Genomic DNA, 15,684 nt, shown 5'->3' with positions numbered 1-15,684 from the left:
TGAATCTCTTTCATGTGTTTATATTATTTCACTAATTTTTATCCAGCGTATTTCTAACTCATCGATTTTGTTCTGGATGCCCTGCTGTTCAGTAGAGAGAGCCGCCAAACCTTCATAATCTGATGGGTCGTGGCTGGCCATCTTCTCATCCAGCTTGGCTTTTTGATCTGACAACTTAGCCAGCCTGCGGTCAATTTGGTTGATTTCCTTCTGGGCTGCGCGTACCTCAGCTCCGCTAGCCTTGGCCGCCGAGCTGCTACCGGCGTCCTGTTTACCGAGAGGCGAAGAATCCACAGCCTTGGTTGACGGGGCAGCAGCTGTAGATATCGAAAGTTGCAGATACTCGTCAACGCCACCCGGCAGATGCCTAAAAGTACCGTCAATCAATGCATACTGTTGGTCGGTCACACGTTCCATCAGATAGCGGTCGTGTGAAACCACAAGGAGTGTGCCGGGCCAGGTATCGAGAAGGTCCTCCATGGCCGCCAGCATGTCGGTGTCGAGGTCGTTAGAGGGTTCGTCCAGGATAAGGACGTTGGGTTCATCCAAGAGAATCAGCAGGAGCTGAAGACGGCGCTTCTGACCACCTGACAGGTCTTTAACCGGGGTTGATAGTTGTGCTGACGTAAACCCTAGACGTTCTAGAAGCTGCCCGGGCGTCATCTCCTTGCCGCCAGCTACATAAGAGGTGCGCTTGCGCCCGATGACATCTGACACCCGGTCGTTCTCGACCTCGCGCAGCTCATCGAGCTGTTGGGTAAGCGTTGCGACCTTTACAGTTTTCCCGTGCTTAACCCGCCCGCGGGTAGGCTCTACCGAACCAGTCACAAGGCCTAGCAAGGTTGATTTACCTGCGCCGTTGACGCCCATGATGCCGGTACGCTCACCCGGGGCGATGCGCCAGGTAACCTTCTTGAGCACGTCCTTGGTCGCGCCTGGAGTGCTGGCATCGGGGTAGCTGACGTCGACGTCTTCAATATCCACGACGTCCTTACCCAGGCGAGACACCGCCATCTGCGACAGCTCCACCTTGTTGCGGACAGGCGGTACGTCGGCAATCAGAGCATTAGCAGCGTCAATGCGGAACTTGGGCTTGGACGTGCGTGCGGGGGCCCCGCGGCGCAGCCAAGCAAGTTCCTTGCGCATAAGGTTTTGGCGTTTTGCCTCGGTGGCAGCAGCCTGGCGGTCGCGCTCAACGCGCTGCAGAATGTAGGCAGCGTATCCACCCTCGAAGGGCTCTACGATGCCGTCGTGAACTTCCCAAGTGTCGGTACAAATTTCGTCGAGGAACCAGCGGTCGTGGGTAACGGTTAACAGGCCACCCGCGTTCTTGGACCAGCGGGTTTTGAGATGGTTAGCAAGCCAAGTAATAGCCTCAACATCGAGGTGGTTGGTGGGTTCGTCAAGCATCAGGACGTCCCAGTCACCTGCCAGCAGAGCGGCAAGGGCAACGCGGCGGCGCTGGCCACCAGAGAGAGAAGAGACGGACGCATTCCAGTCGAGGTCCGAGACCAGCCCCGAAATGACGTCGCGAATCTTAGAATCTGAAGCCCACTCATATTCAGGCGTGTCACCGACAATAGCCTGGCCAACAGTGAGCGAATCATCGAGCACATCAGCCTGGTCAAGGAAGCCAATCCGGGTACCGGATCGCACCGTGACCTTGCCTGAATCGGGGGTAAGCCGCCCGCCGAGAAGGGAGAGAAGGGTTGACTTACCGTCACCGTTACGGCCCACGATGCCGATGCGATCGCCTTCGTTCAGGCCAACCGTGATGCCCTCAAAAATGGTACGGGTAGGGAATTCAATATGCAGGTCTTCGCCGCCAAGTAGATGTGCCACCCTTCTAGGCTACAAGGTAGGGGAGTTCTCTGTCAGCTATAGTGAATCTACTTTGCTACAACAAACGTAAATGTCTGTTAGGTTTAGTAGTTAGACAATTATCAGACAAGTAGAACGAGGAATTTCTGCAGTTCGCCTGGCTGACTTTTCTCAACTTTGTCACGGAGGTAGACATGGCGCTTTTTAACGTCGGAGCACTGCTTAAAAACAGGAATCCTGCTGTGCCTACAGAATCCGAAAGTCAGAAGCCTGGAAAGAAAATCCTATTTGTCTGTACAGGTAATATCGCGCGCAGTGCTTCCGCTCAGTATCTATCTGAACATCTCCTACCATCTGGTTCTGAATGGGTTTTTGATAGCGCTGGCACCGGGGCAGTGGTCGGTTCTGGGGTAGCGCCCTTCATTGACGAGGAACTAAAAAGGCGAGGAGTCGAGTTCCAGCGCCACCAGGCAAAACAAATTACAGAAGCCTTGCTTGCTGAGTCTGCTCTTGTGCTCGTGATGGAAAAAGAGCATCGTGACTGGATTGTGCGTGAATGGCCTCAGTACCACTCTAGAGTTCACCTATTGAAGCAGATGGCCAGAGTTAAAGAAACTGCTGGACGTAGAGTAGACCCCATTGCTTTTATGCTTCACCATGATGACCCCCCGCAGGCCCGTGACCGGATCGCAGACCCCTACCGTAAGGGGCCGGACGCGGCTCGGCAAGCAGTTGCTGAAATTGAAGATGCTCTCACCAAGATTATTCCTTGGCTTGGTGCTTAGTTGGTGAAGGTAGCGAAACACCCATGGGCCGTCATTTCGTTCTAGGCATGAGAGTTGGTAATATCTAGATTCGTCCGTACTGCTTCGCTGAAGTAGACAGGACGGTAATCCGCCATGGTGTAATTGGCAACACAGCGGCCTTTGGAGCCGTTATTCAAGGTTCGAGTCCTTGTGGCGGAGCTCAATACCCCCATCATTTCGCAATTAGTATTGGGGGACTCACTCGCTCAAGGAGTACCAACTAGTGACTGCTACTGCTTCAGTTCCGTCCGCTGTTATCGTTCTAGCCGCCGGAGCTGGAACCCGCATGAAGTCCTCTACCCCCAAGGTCATGCACCCCATTGGTGGGCGCTCCATGGTAGAGCACGCAGTAGCTGTGGCTCGTGAACTGACCCCAAAGAACCTGGCCGTTGTTGTGCGTCACCAGCGCGATAAGGTAGCTGCTCACGTCACCGCTTTTGATGCTGACGTCACCATCGTTGACCAGGACGAGATTCCCGGTACCGGCCGCGCCGTTGAAGTTGGTCTGCTGGGCCTGGATGCTGAAGCTGGAGAAGTCGAAGGCACCGTTGTGGTGACCTACGGCGACGTTCCCCTGCTCAAGACCGAGACCCTGCGCAAGCTCATTGCCTTCCATGAAGAGGGCAAGAACGCTGTCACCGTTCTGACAACCCACATTGATGAGCCCGGTTCCTACGGCCGTATCGTCCGCAACGAAGCAGGCGAAGTAACCGCTATCGTTGAAGCCAAGGACGCCACCCCTGAGCAACTTGCCATCACCGAGATTAATTCCGGTATTTATGCTTTTGACGCAAAGGTTCTGCGCGACTCGCTGACCCGCGTCACCACCGACAATGCCCAGGGCGAAAAGTACATCACCGACGTCCTTTCCATTGCCCGCGAGGACGGCTACCGCACCAGTGCTCTAGACATCGAAGACCGCTGGGAAGTTGAGGGTGCGAATGACCGGGTGCAGCTGGCTCAGCTGGGGCGTAAGCTCAACGATCGTCTAACCCACGCGCATATGGTCGCAGGTGTTACTATCGTTGACCCCGAATCCACCTGGATTGACGTTACTGTAACCATCGAAAACGATGTAACCATTCTGCCCGGTACCCACCTGCACGGCACCACCCACATCGCAACTGGCTCCGTCATCGGCCCCGACACCACTCTGACCAACGTCAAGGTAGGGGAGAACGTGACTATCTCCCGCACCGAGGGCTCTGACTCAGAAATCGCTGACGGCGCTACCGTTGGCCCCTTCGCCTACCTGCGCCCCGGCACCAAGCTTGGCCCCAAGGGCAAGATTGGCACCTTCGTTGAAACCAAGAATGCCGAAATTGGCGCCGGTTCAAAGCTGCCCCACCTCTCCTATGCCGGGGATGTCACCATCGGCGAAAATTCCAATATCGGCGCAGCATCAATCTTTGTGAACTACGACGGTGTGAACAAGCACCGTTCTACCGTAGGTAACAATGTCCGAATGGGGTCCGACAACATGTATGTCGCACCCGTACATATCGGAGATGGCGCGTATTCTGGAGCTGGAACCGTCATCCGCAAGGACGTCCCTGCAGGCGCCCTAGCAATTAACGAAGCCCCTCAGCGCAACATCGAACGCTGGGTCATTGAAAAGCGAGCCGGTACTGAAGCCGCAGAAGCAGCCCAGGCTGCACTGGAAGCGGAATCAGCCAGCTCAGTTAAGGAAAGCGAATAGCAGTAATGACTGAGATTACGAATCCAGGCGAAAAGAAGATGGCGCTGGTCTCAGGCCGTGCCCACCCCGAACTCGCTGAACAGATTGCAGCGGAACTGGGGAATGAAGTTCTTCCTTCATCCGCCTACACCTTCGCCAACGGGGAAACCTACGTCCGTTTCGAGGATTCAGTGCGAGGGAAGGACGCTTTCGTAATCCAGTCCCACCCGGCACCGATTAACGACGCCATCATGGAACAGCTGATTATGATTGACTCGCTCAAGCGTGCCTCAGCTCGTTCCATCACTGTGGTCTCTCCCTTCTACCCCTACGCCCGTCAGGATAAGAAGCACAAGGGCCGCGAACCCATCTCAGCACGCCTGATCTCAGACCTCTACAAGACTGCCGGCGCCCACCGCCTGATGAGCGTTGACCTTCACACCGCTCAGATTCAGGGTTTCTTCGACGGCCCCGTTGACCACCTGATGGCTATCCCCCTGCTCGCTGAGTACGTAGCAAGCAAGGTCGATACCGATAACGTCACCGTGGTTTCACCCGACACCGGCCGCGTACGCGTTGCTGAGCAGTGGGCTGAACTCCTTGGCGGCGCCCCGTTGGCTTTCGTCCACAAGACTCGCGATGTCAACGTGCCCAATCAGGCTGTTTCTAAGACCGTTGTGGGTGATATCAAGGGCCGTACCTGCGTGCTTATTGACGACATGATTGATACCGGTGGTACTATCGCCGGTGCAGTACGTGTGCTTAAGGAGCACGGTGCTAAGGACGTCATCATCGCAGCCACCCACGCTGTCTTCTCAGACCCCGCTGCGGAGCGACTGGCTAACTGCGGTGCTAGCGAAGTCGTTGTTACCAACACTCTGCCGCTCAAGCCCGAGCAGATGTTCGATAATCTGACTGTGCTGTCCATTGCGCCGCTACTGGCTCGTGCTATTAAGGAAGTCTTCGATGAAGGCTCTGTGACTAGTCTGTTCGATGGCCGCGCCAACTAAACCATGATTTACTGAAAGATAGCTCTGTGCTGTATAGCATGGAGCTATCTTTCGCTGTAGCGTAGTAGCTATGCTTAAATAGAGCAGTTCGCACGAGAATAGGGATGCTATGAAAACTATGATTACCCGTTTGAAATATTTATTTCCAGGGAAGAATTTATATCTACTTATATTGAATGTATTATTGCTCTTTTTGGTCTCGCTATTTGATTTGCTGGGAGTTGCAGCTATTCTACCTGTTATTCAGGTTGCAACAGGTGAAGACTACAGTGTGGGATATCTAGGTCAGCTTCATAAGCTGTTGGGTAGCCCCAATCGTGAAAATTTTATTTTAAGTATGAGCATTATTTTGGTGCTTTCCTTTATTGTTAAGGGAATCTTCTCTCTTGCTATTAAATGGTGGAGCTCTGGCTTTATTGCACGACAGCAGACTGCAAGTTCTGTGGCGATGCTAGGGGGGTACTTGCAGGAACCCTATATTGACCACAGGAAGCGGACTACTCCTGAGATTTTGCAAATTACTGGTAGCGCAAACGGGCAAGTGTATTCTGGGTATGTTGGTGGCTTTCTATCAATTATTGGCGAAGGGTTATCAATTGTATTATTGATGTGTTTGCTGGCGGTGGTAATGCCACTGGAAACATTGATAGCTTTTTTCTACTTTGGAGTCGCTGCTTTCCTCATTCAAAACTTTTTAAAGAAGCGAAATCGCAATGCAGGGCATATAGTTTGGACAAAAGAGTTAGAGTCATCGGCTGCTACCATAACCGCGCTTGATGGTTTTCGAGAAAATATTATCCATGGAATAGCGGAACGCAGCCTATACAATTATCAAGCTGCGCGGCTTGAGGCAGTGGAAGCTACTCGCCGTAAAGGATTTTATTTTGATCTGCCTAAATATCTGCTTGAGATAGTTTTTATTGGTGGAATTGCCATTATTATGGGGACCATGATTGCGCTGGGAGGGCTCCAGCAAGTTGCATATATGGCTATCTTCGCTGCTGCTTGTATTCGAATTCTCCCTAATTTTGTTCGTGTAATTTCAGCTCTTGGTACGATTCGTACATCGTTACCATATGTGGAGCGGTATGAGAGATCTATGCGTGAAATTAATGCTGGAATCTTTGAATTTTTGAAAACAGAGCCAAATATTGGGAATTTTTCTAAAGTGCATGAAAGTATTGAACGATTTGACGTTTCTATTGAGAATTTAAGTTATAAATACCCTGATGGGGAGCATGACGTTCTGAAAAATCTTAATTTTCAGGTTCCTAGTGGGACGTCAGTGGCATTTGTGGGAGGATCGGGTTCTGGAAAGACTACTCTCATAGATTTGATTTTGGGCCTGCTGCAACCTACACAGGGGAAGGTGGTTGTAAACGGATCTGATATTCAAAATGATATCGATACCTGGCATACAAATATTGGCTACGTGCCACAAGATGTTTTTATTTCAGGTAAAACGGTTCGTGAAGAAATTGCGTACGGATTAAAGCCTGCTGAAATTGATGATGCTCGTGTCTGGCAGTGTGTTCAGCTAGCTGAACTTGAAGATGTGGTGAAATCTTTGGAAGCTGGAATTGATACTAAAATTGGTGAGAACGGTGCGCGTTTATCGGGTGGACAGCGGCAACGTATTGGTTTAGCAAGGGCGTTCTATCGAAATCCCAGTGTGCTGATTTTGGATGAGGCAACTTCTGCTCTTGATAACGAAACCGAGCATAAAATTACGAAAGCAATCAATAGATTAACGGAAGGGCGAACTGTATTTATTGTTGCTCACCGCCTCTCGACAGTAAGGGATGTTGACCAACTACTTTTTATGTCGCAAGGCAGGATTGAATCTCGTGGTACTTTTTCAGAGGTTCGTGCGACGAACGCTGAGTTTGCACATTTGGTCGAGCTGGGTCAACTGCCCGAGTAGCTTGTAGAAGTCTGTTTCATGGTAAAAAATATTGATCTTCTAGTTTCGGTTCCTGCTGATAGGGGCTGGACCCCTATATGGCAGATGGTAGATTTGCTGCATCAGTACGCAGGGGGAAAGCTAATACGCATCGAGCCTCAACTATCTCAGCGGAAACGTACTAAAATACTCTCAGTTATCCCTCGGTATCGTAGAAAAAATAACCGGGCATGTATCGTAATTGCTTCTGATCCTGGTATTGCTAACTCTGCTTTAAGATATTTTGATATCTACTATAGATATGAAAAAGTTTACCTCTGGGTTATTGATAGCTTTTGGTCGGAGCGTATTCCAAGAGTTCTTAAAAAGAACAAAATTTTTGATAAATGTTTTGTCATGGATTCTGGGGATATATCAGACTGGAAGCGGCAGGTTGAAACCCCTTTAGGGGTCCTTCCCTGGGGCGCTGACGTTTTAAAAATTAACCCAGAAAATCTGTCCAACAAAGATATTGATGTTGTCAGGGTTGGTCGACAGCCTGAGGCATGGAGTGATAACCAGATTAACCAAAAGTATTTCACTCAGAAATCTTTAATCTATCTCGGAAGCCCCCATATACCTGGTGGAAATTTTAAATTAGAAGAGCACCTTGAACGGACTCTCGCTAGGAGCAAATTTTTACTTGCTTTTAATAATTTATCCAGCCCTGCTGCCTATACGCACCCGACGAGAAGCTATCTTACTTCCCGATGGGTAAAAGGTATATCCTATGGTGCTGTTATGCTTGGTACTATTCCTACAAGTAAAACGGCATTAGAACTATTACCGAGATGGGTGCACGTAGAAATTTCACCGACCTCCCCGAAGGACGCGGCTGAGGGGATAATGCAAGCCTCAGAGCAGTGGGACCCGAGATTGCCGTATGCCCTACATGCCTATGCCTGTAGTGTCTTTGATTGGCGTCACCGCTTTGCAGAGATTTTCTCTGACCTTGGGTTTGAAGCACCTAATCTTGAGCAAGATATAAAGACCTTAGAGGAACGCTCTAAAAAGTTAGGGGTGGACAGTGACTAAATCAGTTGTTTCAATATATGATATAGGTGCTTTGGGGGGTGCAGAGCGATACGCGGCTCATCTTTGTGAAGCCCTTCTAGCTGAAGGGCATCAGGTAACCTTATTGACAAATGGGGAAACAGCTGTAGAAGTTATTGAAAAATATTTTGGCCTTAATCTCGAAGGGCTCCGCATAAGGCAAGTGCCAGCTGGTATAAAAAATATACCTGTTGCACTTTCGAGAGCTTTGGTTGATTTATACAAGTATTTTATTGTAAAAGTAGATAGAACAGATTATTATTTCGAATGCGCCTATAAATCTGAGATGTTTGGCGCTGCGAAAAATAATTTTTATATCTGCCACTTTCCTCATAGTTTAGATATGGGCTTTGATAAGTCTTGGCGCAAGATTTATTTTTCTTCAATTCAGAAAATGCGAAATATTCTCATGGGGCGAGGAGATATATTCATTGATACATATGATGAAATTTTGGCTAATTCTCGGTTTACTCAAATGTATGTTAAGCAAAGATGGGGTAGGGAAGCCTCTTTGCTCTACCCTCCCTGCTCTTTAATGGAGGTGCCTTCGCTAACATCTGCTAAAAAAAAGCAAATTATTTCAGTTGGGCGGTTTGAAAAGCTTGTGCCCAATATTCCTCATAAGGGACAGCATCACCTTATTCGGGCCTTCAGCGAACTAGGCGATCTTCATGAACAGGGGTGGGAACTGCATCTGGTAGGTTCTTGTCGGGGCAGCGATAGCCAGTCCTATCTAGAAAGCCTTAAAAACCTGGCAGAAGGGTTGCCTGTTTACTTTCACCCGAATCTGGAATATGGAAGTCTGCAGAACCTGTTAGCCACATCAACCCTTTATTGGCATGCTCAAGGTTATGGACAGGATTTAGCAAAACACCCTGAGACGCAAGAACACTTTGGCATCACGACTGTTGAAGCTATGAGTGCAGCCTGTATTCCTGTTGTTATTAATTCTGCAGGGCCAAAAGAGGTGGCTGAGGGATATGGTGGTGAGACCTGGGACAGCTTGGAAGATTTGAGAGATAAGACACGTTTTCTGGCATCTTTGCCGATTTTGGAGCTACGTAAGCGCCAGACGGAGGCTGTAGAGCGGGCTCAATACTTTTCTGAAAAGAACTTTAACACTCGTATTTATAAACTACTGGCCCAAACATCAGTAGATTAAACTGTTTCCAAGTATCATCCACACTTTGCAAGGAGATTCGCTCGCGATGGCCTCCCCGAAACTTCTCATTATCAGCCCTGCCTTTCACGGCTACTGCTACTCTATCGCTGATGGGTTTAAGGGGCTTGGCTACGACGTAACGGTACACCGCTATGATGCCTTCGATACTGTTAAAGACAAGCTGCGTAATAAAGCTCTCTACGAGCTCCCATCTAAGGTCGGTTTCGACGGCCAGAAGGCCGCTGAAAAAGCAGCTACAGCCAAAGCTCTCCAGGTTCTTCGCGACGTAAACCCTGACAAGCTCATCGTCATCAAAGCTGACACTCTGGGCGATAACTTCTGGCAGGCCGTCAACGACCGCAAAATACCCTATATTCTCTGGCTCTACGATGATCTTAAACGCCACCGCTATACTCGAGATTTTCTGCGTAGCCTACCTACAGTTGTGAGCTATGCCCGCACCGAGGCGGAAGAATTTGCGGCCGACGGCATCAACGCCCACTTCGTAGCAAACGGCTATGACCCGAAGCTGGCAGATTTCCCGCGAACCCGCGTCCCTGAAATTGTTTTTGTGGGTTCTCGGTACGAGAACCGTGAGCAGATGATGTTGGCGCTTAAGGACGCCGGGGTGCCGGTACGCGTGTACGGCCGGGCCTGGTCTCACCACCCCTTTGACCGCCTTCGCACTTGGGAGCTTAAACGCCCCGACTTGCCAGCTGAACGTGATATCCCGCTGGCTGAAGCCTACCGCGTACAGGCAGCAGCGGCAGCCTCGCTCAACGTCCACGGACTACAGGCGGGTCTGGCTATGCGTACTTTTGAGGTGCCCGGTATGAACGGGCTTCAGCTCATTGATAGGCCGGATGTTGAGGAATTCTACGATGTCGGCTCTGAGGTGCTTCTTTACCAGAGTACCGACGAGCTCATTGAGCTGTGCCAGCGTATTATTGCTGATTCTAGCTGGAGCGATTCTATCCGCGCTGCGGGGCTTAAACGTAGCCAGGCTGAACATACCTTTTTCCATCGCGCACAGAAAATGGATACCCTATGGGGCTAATTTACCCTGAAGACCTTGAAGCCTGGAGCAGCTGGCAGGTAAACGCCCATCTGCTCCGCCGGGTTAAAAACACACTCAAGCACGCTCCTGCACGACTTCGCGGTGGCAAGGTAGCTACCAACACGCCTACTCCTGTTGCGGGCTATCTGCACGTATCCGGTAGCAAACCTCATATTCTGCTTGCTCTGGATTCAACCTCGCCGACCTCGCTAGGGTCTCTAGTGAGGCCCACTCGCTATCTTGCAACTGGCTCGTATGCGGTGTGGGCGCCCGAGGACGTCACTGCCCACCTCCCTGAGGGCGAGTGGGCTGTTACCCGCTTAGATGAGGTCGAACTCGATAATAAACTAGTTTCTCTCCGCCAGGTTCTTGCGCTAGGGCACTACATGGCGTGGGGTGGCGCGGCTTACCGACTGGCCCAGCGTATGGGCGCTCGTTTCATTACCGTCCAGCACGGTTTGCATACCCCCTATGCCCCGCCGCTGGCTCCCGGTACCCACCTTCTTGCTTTTAGCCAAGCTGATGCTGAGTTCTGGATATCAGGGCGAGACGACATTACTTATGATGTGGTCGGTTCTCAGCTTTTTTGGGAAGCCGCTAAAAAACCTAGCGTCACCCCAGCAGACTTATCAGCTACCCCTGTTTTCCTAGGTCAGATGCACGGTGCTGAGCTTCCTCGAGCTTCGTTTGCTTATTCGAGCATCAAGTTTGCGCGTGAACACGGTGCAGTCTATCGCCCCCACCCCAGCGAGAAAGACAAACTATCCCGCCTAACCCACGACTTCATGGGTAAACTGGGAGTAGAAATTGATCGCTCACAGCGGCCCCTGAACCAGGTCAACCAGCCGGTTGTCTCGATTTTTTCAACTGGTGTGCTAGAAGCGGCTTTGCGTGGAATCCCGGCATGGGTCTACCACGCTAATCCGCCTGCATGGCTTGTTGAGTTCTGGGACCGCTACGGTATGAACCAGTGGGGGAGTGCCCCCACTCCTGCTCCACAGCTACCAGAGCGTGAGCCAGCAGAACAGATAGCTACTATTCTCACTCAAACATTGGAGAGCTAATACTATGCGTATTCTCTGCGTGATACCCGTTCGCGGCGGGTCTAAGGGAATTCCGCGCAAGAATCTCAAGCCTATTGCGGGTAAACCCCTCGTTGCCTGGACCATCGAGCAGGCCCTTGCTGCAAAGGCTGAGCTGGAAGGCGAGCACCTGGTTGATGTGTTGGTCTCAACCGATGACGCGGAGCTAGCTGAGATTGCCCGCCAGTACGGGGCAGAGGTGCCCTTCATGCGCCCGGCCCACCTGGCAGAAGATACCACCGCTACCGAACCGGTGATTGAGCACGCTATCGAGTTCTATACAGCGGAAGGTAAGCGTCCGGACGCCGTCATGCTCCTGCAGGCGACCTCACCCGTCCGCCTGCCCGGCACCCTGGCCCGCGCTATCCGCCAGTTCGCTGCCTCAGCTTCGGATTCCATGGTGGGCGTTATCCCCATCGGCCCCTTTATCTGGGCTGCCACCGAGCCACCGACTGCCCAGTATGAGGTCATGGCCCGCCCCCGCCGCCAGGAACTTACCCGTGAGACCTTCCGCTACCGCGAAAACGGCTCCATGTACATCACCAAGACCGAGCTCTACGAAACCCTACACAACCGACTGGGCGGCAACATCGAGCTCTTCATGCTCGATGAGGTTGAGGGCGTAGATATTGACGCCCCCATCGACTTCTCCGTCGCAGAACACCAGTTGCTCACCACACTCGCATCAGAAGAAAACGAAGGCTAAAAACCATGATTATCGAACGTAATATCACCCCCTACATCGTTTTCTCTGAGGATCCGGTACTCACCGCCCTGCAGAAGATTTCTGCCAACGGGCAGCGCATTATCTTCCTTGTCAACGAATCGGGTGTGCTCAAGGGATCCCTGTCAGACGGTGACTTCCGCCGCTGGCTCATCGCCAACCCCACCGCGTCCCTCGAAACTAGCGCTCTGGAGGTAGCTAACCAGGGCGTTAAGACTGCCCCTATCGGTTCAGAGCCAGCAGAACTCCAGGGCGAGTTTGCTAAGGGCATTAGCCACCTTCCCCTGGTCGACGAACGCGGCCACCTGGTTGCTATCGCCATGGACGAGCAGAACGTGTTGCGTATCGGCCGCACCGAAATCACCGAAGACTCACCCTCCTTCATCATTGCCGAAATCGGCAACAACCACCAGGGTGATGTTGACCTGGCCAAGCGCCTGGTTGACCTGGCCGTCGACACAGGTGCGGACGCCGTTAAGTTCCAGCTGCGCGACATGGACGCCCTCTACCGCCAGAAGGGCTCAAAGTCAGCCGGCGAAGACCTGGGTGTGCAGTACACCCTCGATCTACTCTCCCGCTTCTCCCTGACCGTTGACCAGATGTACGAGGTCTTTGACCACGTCAAGCAGCACGATATGGACATCATGTGCACCCCCTGGGACGGCCCCTCGGTCCAGGCCCTGGTCGACTACGGTATTCAGGGTCTCAAGGTTGCTTCAGCCGACCTGACCAACCACGAACTGCTCCGTGATATGGCCTCCCGCGGCCTGCCCATGCTGGTCTCTACCGGTATGAGCCGCGAAGAAGAGATCCGCGAGTCGGTTAACCTGCTGCGCTCCCTGGGCGCCTCCTACGCCCTGCTGCAGTGCCAGTCCACCTACCCCGCTCCTTTCAAGGACGTCAACCTGGCCTACATGGACCGCTTGGCTGAAATCGGCCAGTGCCTGGTGGGCTACTCGGGCCACGAACGCGGCTACCACGTGCCCATCGCAGCCGTTGCCCGCGGTGCCAAGATTATTGAAAAGCACTTCACCATCGATAAGACCCTCGAAGGCAACGACCACACCGTCTCCCTGCTGCCTGACGAGTTCAAGGCTATGGTGCAGCAGATTCGTGAGGTAGAGGAATCTATCGGTACCTCAGCTCCCCGCGAGGTCTCCACCGGTGAGCTCATGAACCGTGTTAACCTGGCTAAGTCACTGGTTGCTACCCGCACCATCGCTAAGGGTGAGGTCGTGACCGAGGCGGACGTCGAGGTCAAGTCACCCGGCCGCGGCCTACAGCCCAACTACCTGCCCCAGCTTCTGGGCCGCACCATGCAGCGTGAAGTTGAAGCAGGCACCTTCTTCTTCGAGGGCGACCTGAAGGACGACCTCGTGACCCGCCGCGACTTCAAGTTTGACCGCCCCTGGGGCCTGCCCGTCCGCTACCACGACTACAAGCCCCTGATTGAGGACGCCGAGCCCGACTTCCTGGAATTCCACTTCTCCTATAAGGACCTTGAAGTCAACATCGATGAGGTCTTCGACCGCAAGCTCGACATGTCCTTTACCACCCACCTGCCCGACCTCTTCGCCGGTGACTTCCTGGTAGACCTGGCCTCTCGCGACCAGGAAACCTGGGAACGCTCCATCGCAGAGGTCCAGCGCACCATCGACATTACCCGCGATTTGACCCGCTACTTCACCGTGGACGACGACCCGGTCATGGTTGTCACCATGGGGGGCTTCACCAAGGACGGCCACATCGCACCGTCCGCCCGCGCCGACAAGTATGAGCGTATCGGCGAGGCCCTGGCCAAGCTCGATACCTCAGGCGTGCGTATCGCTGCCCAGACCCTGCCCCCCTACCCCTGGCTCATGGGCGGTCAGCAGTACCACAACCTATTCCTTGACCCCAAGGACACCGCTGACTTCTCAGACACCTACAACACCGCCCTCTGCCTAGACATCTCCCACACCATGCTGGCGGCCAACTTCCTCAAGATTCCTCTCTCAGAGGCCGTTGAGCTGCTGGCCCCCCGCTCCATCCACCTGCACCTGGTAGACGGTATCGGTGTGGACGGCGAAGGCGTACAGGTCGGTGAAGGCGACGTGGACTGGGCAGCACTCGGCAAGCAACTGCGGGAACTGACCCCCAAGTCCTCCTTCATTCCCGAAATCTGGCAGGGGCACGTCAACAACGGCGAAGGCTTCTTCACCGCACTCGATAGGCTCGAAAAGTGGCTGTAGATTCCAGCCTACCGGTAGCGCTGCACTGCGTACCGGTACCCGAATTTGGCGGTGTAGCCCGGCATATCAGCGACCTCGCTGAAGCCGGGCTACCCGGCTATCACCTCGTGATTCTCTGCCCCGCAGGCGCCCTGTCAGCGCGGCTCAAAGAGCTGGGGGCGGACGTCCGCGAAGCCGACTTTGGCACAGGCGCCGGGTTTGCGGCGTCCTTGCGTACGCTAGATACCCTCATTGACGACCATAAACCGGCCATCGTCCACTCGCACCTGGCCTATGCCGATGTGGTAGCGGCAGCTGCCGTCAACCTCCGGAAGGCCCGCAAACTTGTTCGCCGCGGAACCTATGTACCAACGCTGTTCACCACAGAGCACGGTATCGCCGGGGACGACGCAGTCTATCACGGTGCCTCCTGGCGTTCACGTCTGATGGAAACCGTACACCGGGTACGTCTATGGGGCACCGACGGGAAAATCGCTGTCTCGCGCTCAACTGCTGACCAGATGAGCCGGAAGTGGGGCGCTCGCGGTGTTGACGTGGTGTATAACGGGATTGATGTTGCTGAAACCTTCGATGCCGTTGCCGCGCACCGTGTAGAGGTGGGGGAGGGGGCACTTCGTGTGCTGTCCCTATCGCGCCTGGCACCTGAGAAGGGGCTTGATATCTTGGTTGAGGCTTTTGCTCGGGTGCACGAGCAGGTACCGGGCGCAGCCTTGGAAATTGCCGGGACCGGTGAACTCAAGGACGCTCTTACGCGACAGGTGGCAGAGCTAGGGCTTGAGAAAGCCGTAACCTTCCCCGGCTTCGTTGACCCCATCGAGGCTATGGGCAGGGCGGACGTTCTAGTGCAGCTTTCTGTCTGGGAAAACTGCTCTTATACCCTGCTGGACGCTAAGGCAGCAGGCCTGAAGGTTGTTGCGACCGCTGTGGGCGGTAATCCGGAGATTCTTGACGGCTCTGAGCTGATGCCCTCGTTGAACCAAATGAATCGGAAGGCTGCTGTTGCTGCAGTTGCCCAGAAGATTCTGGAGGCTAAGGAGCCTTCTAACGCACCCTTGAACTGGGTGAGCACAACAGATATGGGGCAGCAAATAGCTGACTTGTATAGGAGGGCGGGCTGA

General features: G+C 53.2%; 12 protein-coding genes and 1 tRNA gene. 12 read left to right on the top strand and 1 reads right to left on the bottom strand.

Annotated elements, in window-relative coordinates; translation table 11 throughout:
* Positions 1–18 precede the first annotated feature (18 nt).
* Positions 19–1,842, bottom strand: a complete 1,824-nt coding sequence (locus tag L7A20_RS02835) for an ABC-F family ATP-binding cassette domain-containing protein (protein ID WP_237222337.1) — start codon at positions 1,840–1,842, stop codon at positions 19–21.
* A 173-nt stretch (positions 1,843–2,015) separates the two neighbouring features.
* On the opposite strand from L7A20_RS02835, the gene L7A20_RS02830 reads away from it, so the two are divergent.
* The 12 genes from L7A20_RS02830 to L7A20_RS02775 all read left to right on the top strand — a co-directional run bounded on the left by L7A20_RS02830 (position 2,016) and on the right by L7A20_RS02775 (position 15,684).
* Positions 2,016–2,606: a hypothetical protein gene (locus L7A20_RS02830; protein WP_237222336.1), complete on the top strand. Its 591-nt coding sequence runs from the start codon at positions 2,016–2,018 to the stop codon at positions 2,604–2,606.
* A gap of 108 nt (positions 2,607–2,714) precedes the next feature.
* A tRNA-Gln gene (locus tag L7A20_RS02825) sits at positions 2,715–2,786 on the top strand.
* A 64-nt stretch (positions 2,787–2,850) separates the two neighbouring features.
* Positions 2,851–4,326 carry a bifunctional UDP-N-acetylglucosamine diphosphorylase/glucosamine-1-phosphate N-acetyltransferase GlmU gene (glmU, locus tag L7A20_RS02820; RefSeq protein WP_272879205.1) on the top strand — a complete coding sequence of 492 codons (1,476 nt, stop codon included), beginning with the start codon at positions 2,851–2,853 and terminating at the stop codon, positions 4,324–4,326.
* 5 nt (positions 4,327–4,331) lie between these two features.
* Positions 4,332–5,315, top strand: coding sequence for a ribose-phosphate diphosphokinase (locus L7A20_RS02815; protein ID WP_237222335.1), 984 nt, complete (start codon positions 4,332–4,334; stop codon positions 5,313–5,315).
* A gap of 109 nt (positions 5,316–5,424) precedes the next feature.
* The gene (locus tag L7A20_RS02810; protein WP_237209550.1) at positions 5,425–7,239 is read left to right on the top strand and encodes an ABC transporter ATP-binding protein; all 1,815 of its coding nucleotides are present in this window, start codon (positions 5,425–5,427) and stop codon (positions 7,237–7,239) included.
* A gap of 18 nt (positions 7,240–7,257) precedes the next feature.
* Positions 7,258–8,292, top strand: coding sequence for a hypothetical protein (locus tag L7A20_RS02805; RefSeq protein WP_237209549.1), 1,035 nt, complete (start codon positions 7,258–7,260; stop codon positions 8,290–8,292).
* A complete protein-coding gene (locus L7A20_RS02800; RefSeq protein ID WP_237222334.1) occupies positions 8,285–9,472 on the top strand; it encodes a glycosyltransferase in 1,188 nt (395 codons plus the stop codon). The genes L7A20_RS02805 and L7A20_RS02800 overlap by 8 nt, the downstream gene beginning before the upstream one ends.
* A 46-nt stretch (positions 9,473–9,518) precedes the next feature.
* Positions 9,519–10,529, top strand: coding sequence for a CgeB family protein (locus L7A20_RS02795; RefSeq protein WP_237209547.1), 1,011 nt, complete (start codon positions 9,519–9,521; stop codon positions 10,527–10,529).
* Positions 10,520–11,593, top strand: coding sequence for an RNA-binding protein (locus L7A20_RS02790; protein WP_237206684.1), 1,074 nt, complete (start codon positions 10,520–10,522; stop codon positions 11,591–11,593). Before L7A20_RS02795 ends, L7A20_RS02790 begins: the two co-directional genes overlap by 10 nt.
* 4 nt (positions 11,594–11,597) lie before the next feature.
* Positions 11,598–12,317, top strand: coding sequence for a cytidylyltransferase domain-containing protein (locus L7A20_RS02785; protein WP_237206685.1), 720 nt, complete (start codon positions 11,598–11,600; stop codon positions 12,315–12,317).
* A gap of 5 nt (positions 12,318–12,322) precedes the next feature.
* Positions 12,323–14,566, top strand: coding sequence for an N-acetylneuraminate synthase family protein (locus L7A20_RS02780; RefSeq protein WP_237206686.1), 2,244 nt, complete (start codon positions 12,323–12,325; stop codon positions 14,564–14,566).
* Positions 14,557–15,684, top strand: a complete 1,128-nt coding sequence (locus L7A20_RS02775) for a glycosyltransferase (protein WP_237222333.1) — start codon at positions 14,557–14,559, stop codon at positions 15,682–15,684. The genes L7A20_RS02780 and L7A20_RS02775 overlap by 10 nt, the downstream gene beginning before the upstream one ends.

The organism is Rothia nasimurium (genome assembly GCF_928381415.1).
Lineage (GTDB): Bacteria > Actinomycetota > Actinomycetes > Actinomycetales > Micrococcaceae > Rothia > Rothia nasimurium_H.
This window is presented reverse-complemented; position numbering and strand designations above follow the sequence as displayed.

What these genes read in the sequence shown, in the direction of transcription:
- L7A20_RS02810 (WP_237209550.1), top strand. Translation starts at nt 5,425, where the DNA reads ATGAAAACTATGATTACCCGTTTGAAATATTTATTTCCAGGGAAGAAT.
- L7A20_RS02830 (WP_237222336.1), top strand. Translation starts at nt 2,016, where the DNA reads ATGGCGCTTTTTAACGTCGGAGCACTGCTTAAAAACAGGAATCCTGCT.
- L7A20_RS02790 (WP_237206684.1), top strand. Translation starts at nt 10,520, where the DNA reads ATGGGGCTAATTTACCCTGAAGACCTTGAAGCCTGGAGCAGCTGGCAG.
- L7A20_RS02815 (WP_237222335.1), top strand. Translation starts at nt 4,332, where the DNA reads ATGACTGAGATTACGAATCCAGGCGAAAAGAAGATGGCGCTGGTCTCA.
- L7A20_RS02785 (WP_237206685.1), top strand. Translation starts at nt 11,598, where the DNA reads ATGCGTATTCTCTGCGTGATACCCGTTCGCGGCGGGTCTAAGGGAATT.
- L7A20_RS02795 (WP_237209547.1), top strand. Translation starts at nt 9,519, where the DNA reads ATGGCCTCCCCGAAACTTCTCATTATCAGCCCTGCCTTTCACGGCTAC.
- L7A20_RS02780 (WP_237206686.1), top strand. Translation starts at nt 12,323, where the DNA reads ATGATTATCGAACGTAATATCACCCCCTACATCGTTTTCTCTGAGGAT.
- L7A20_RS02805 (WP_237209549.1), top strand. Translation starts at nt 7,258, where the DNA reads ATGGTAAAAAATATTGATCTTCTAGTTTCGGTTCCTGCTGATAGGGGC.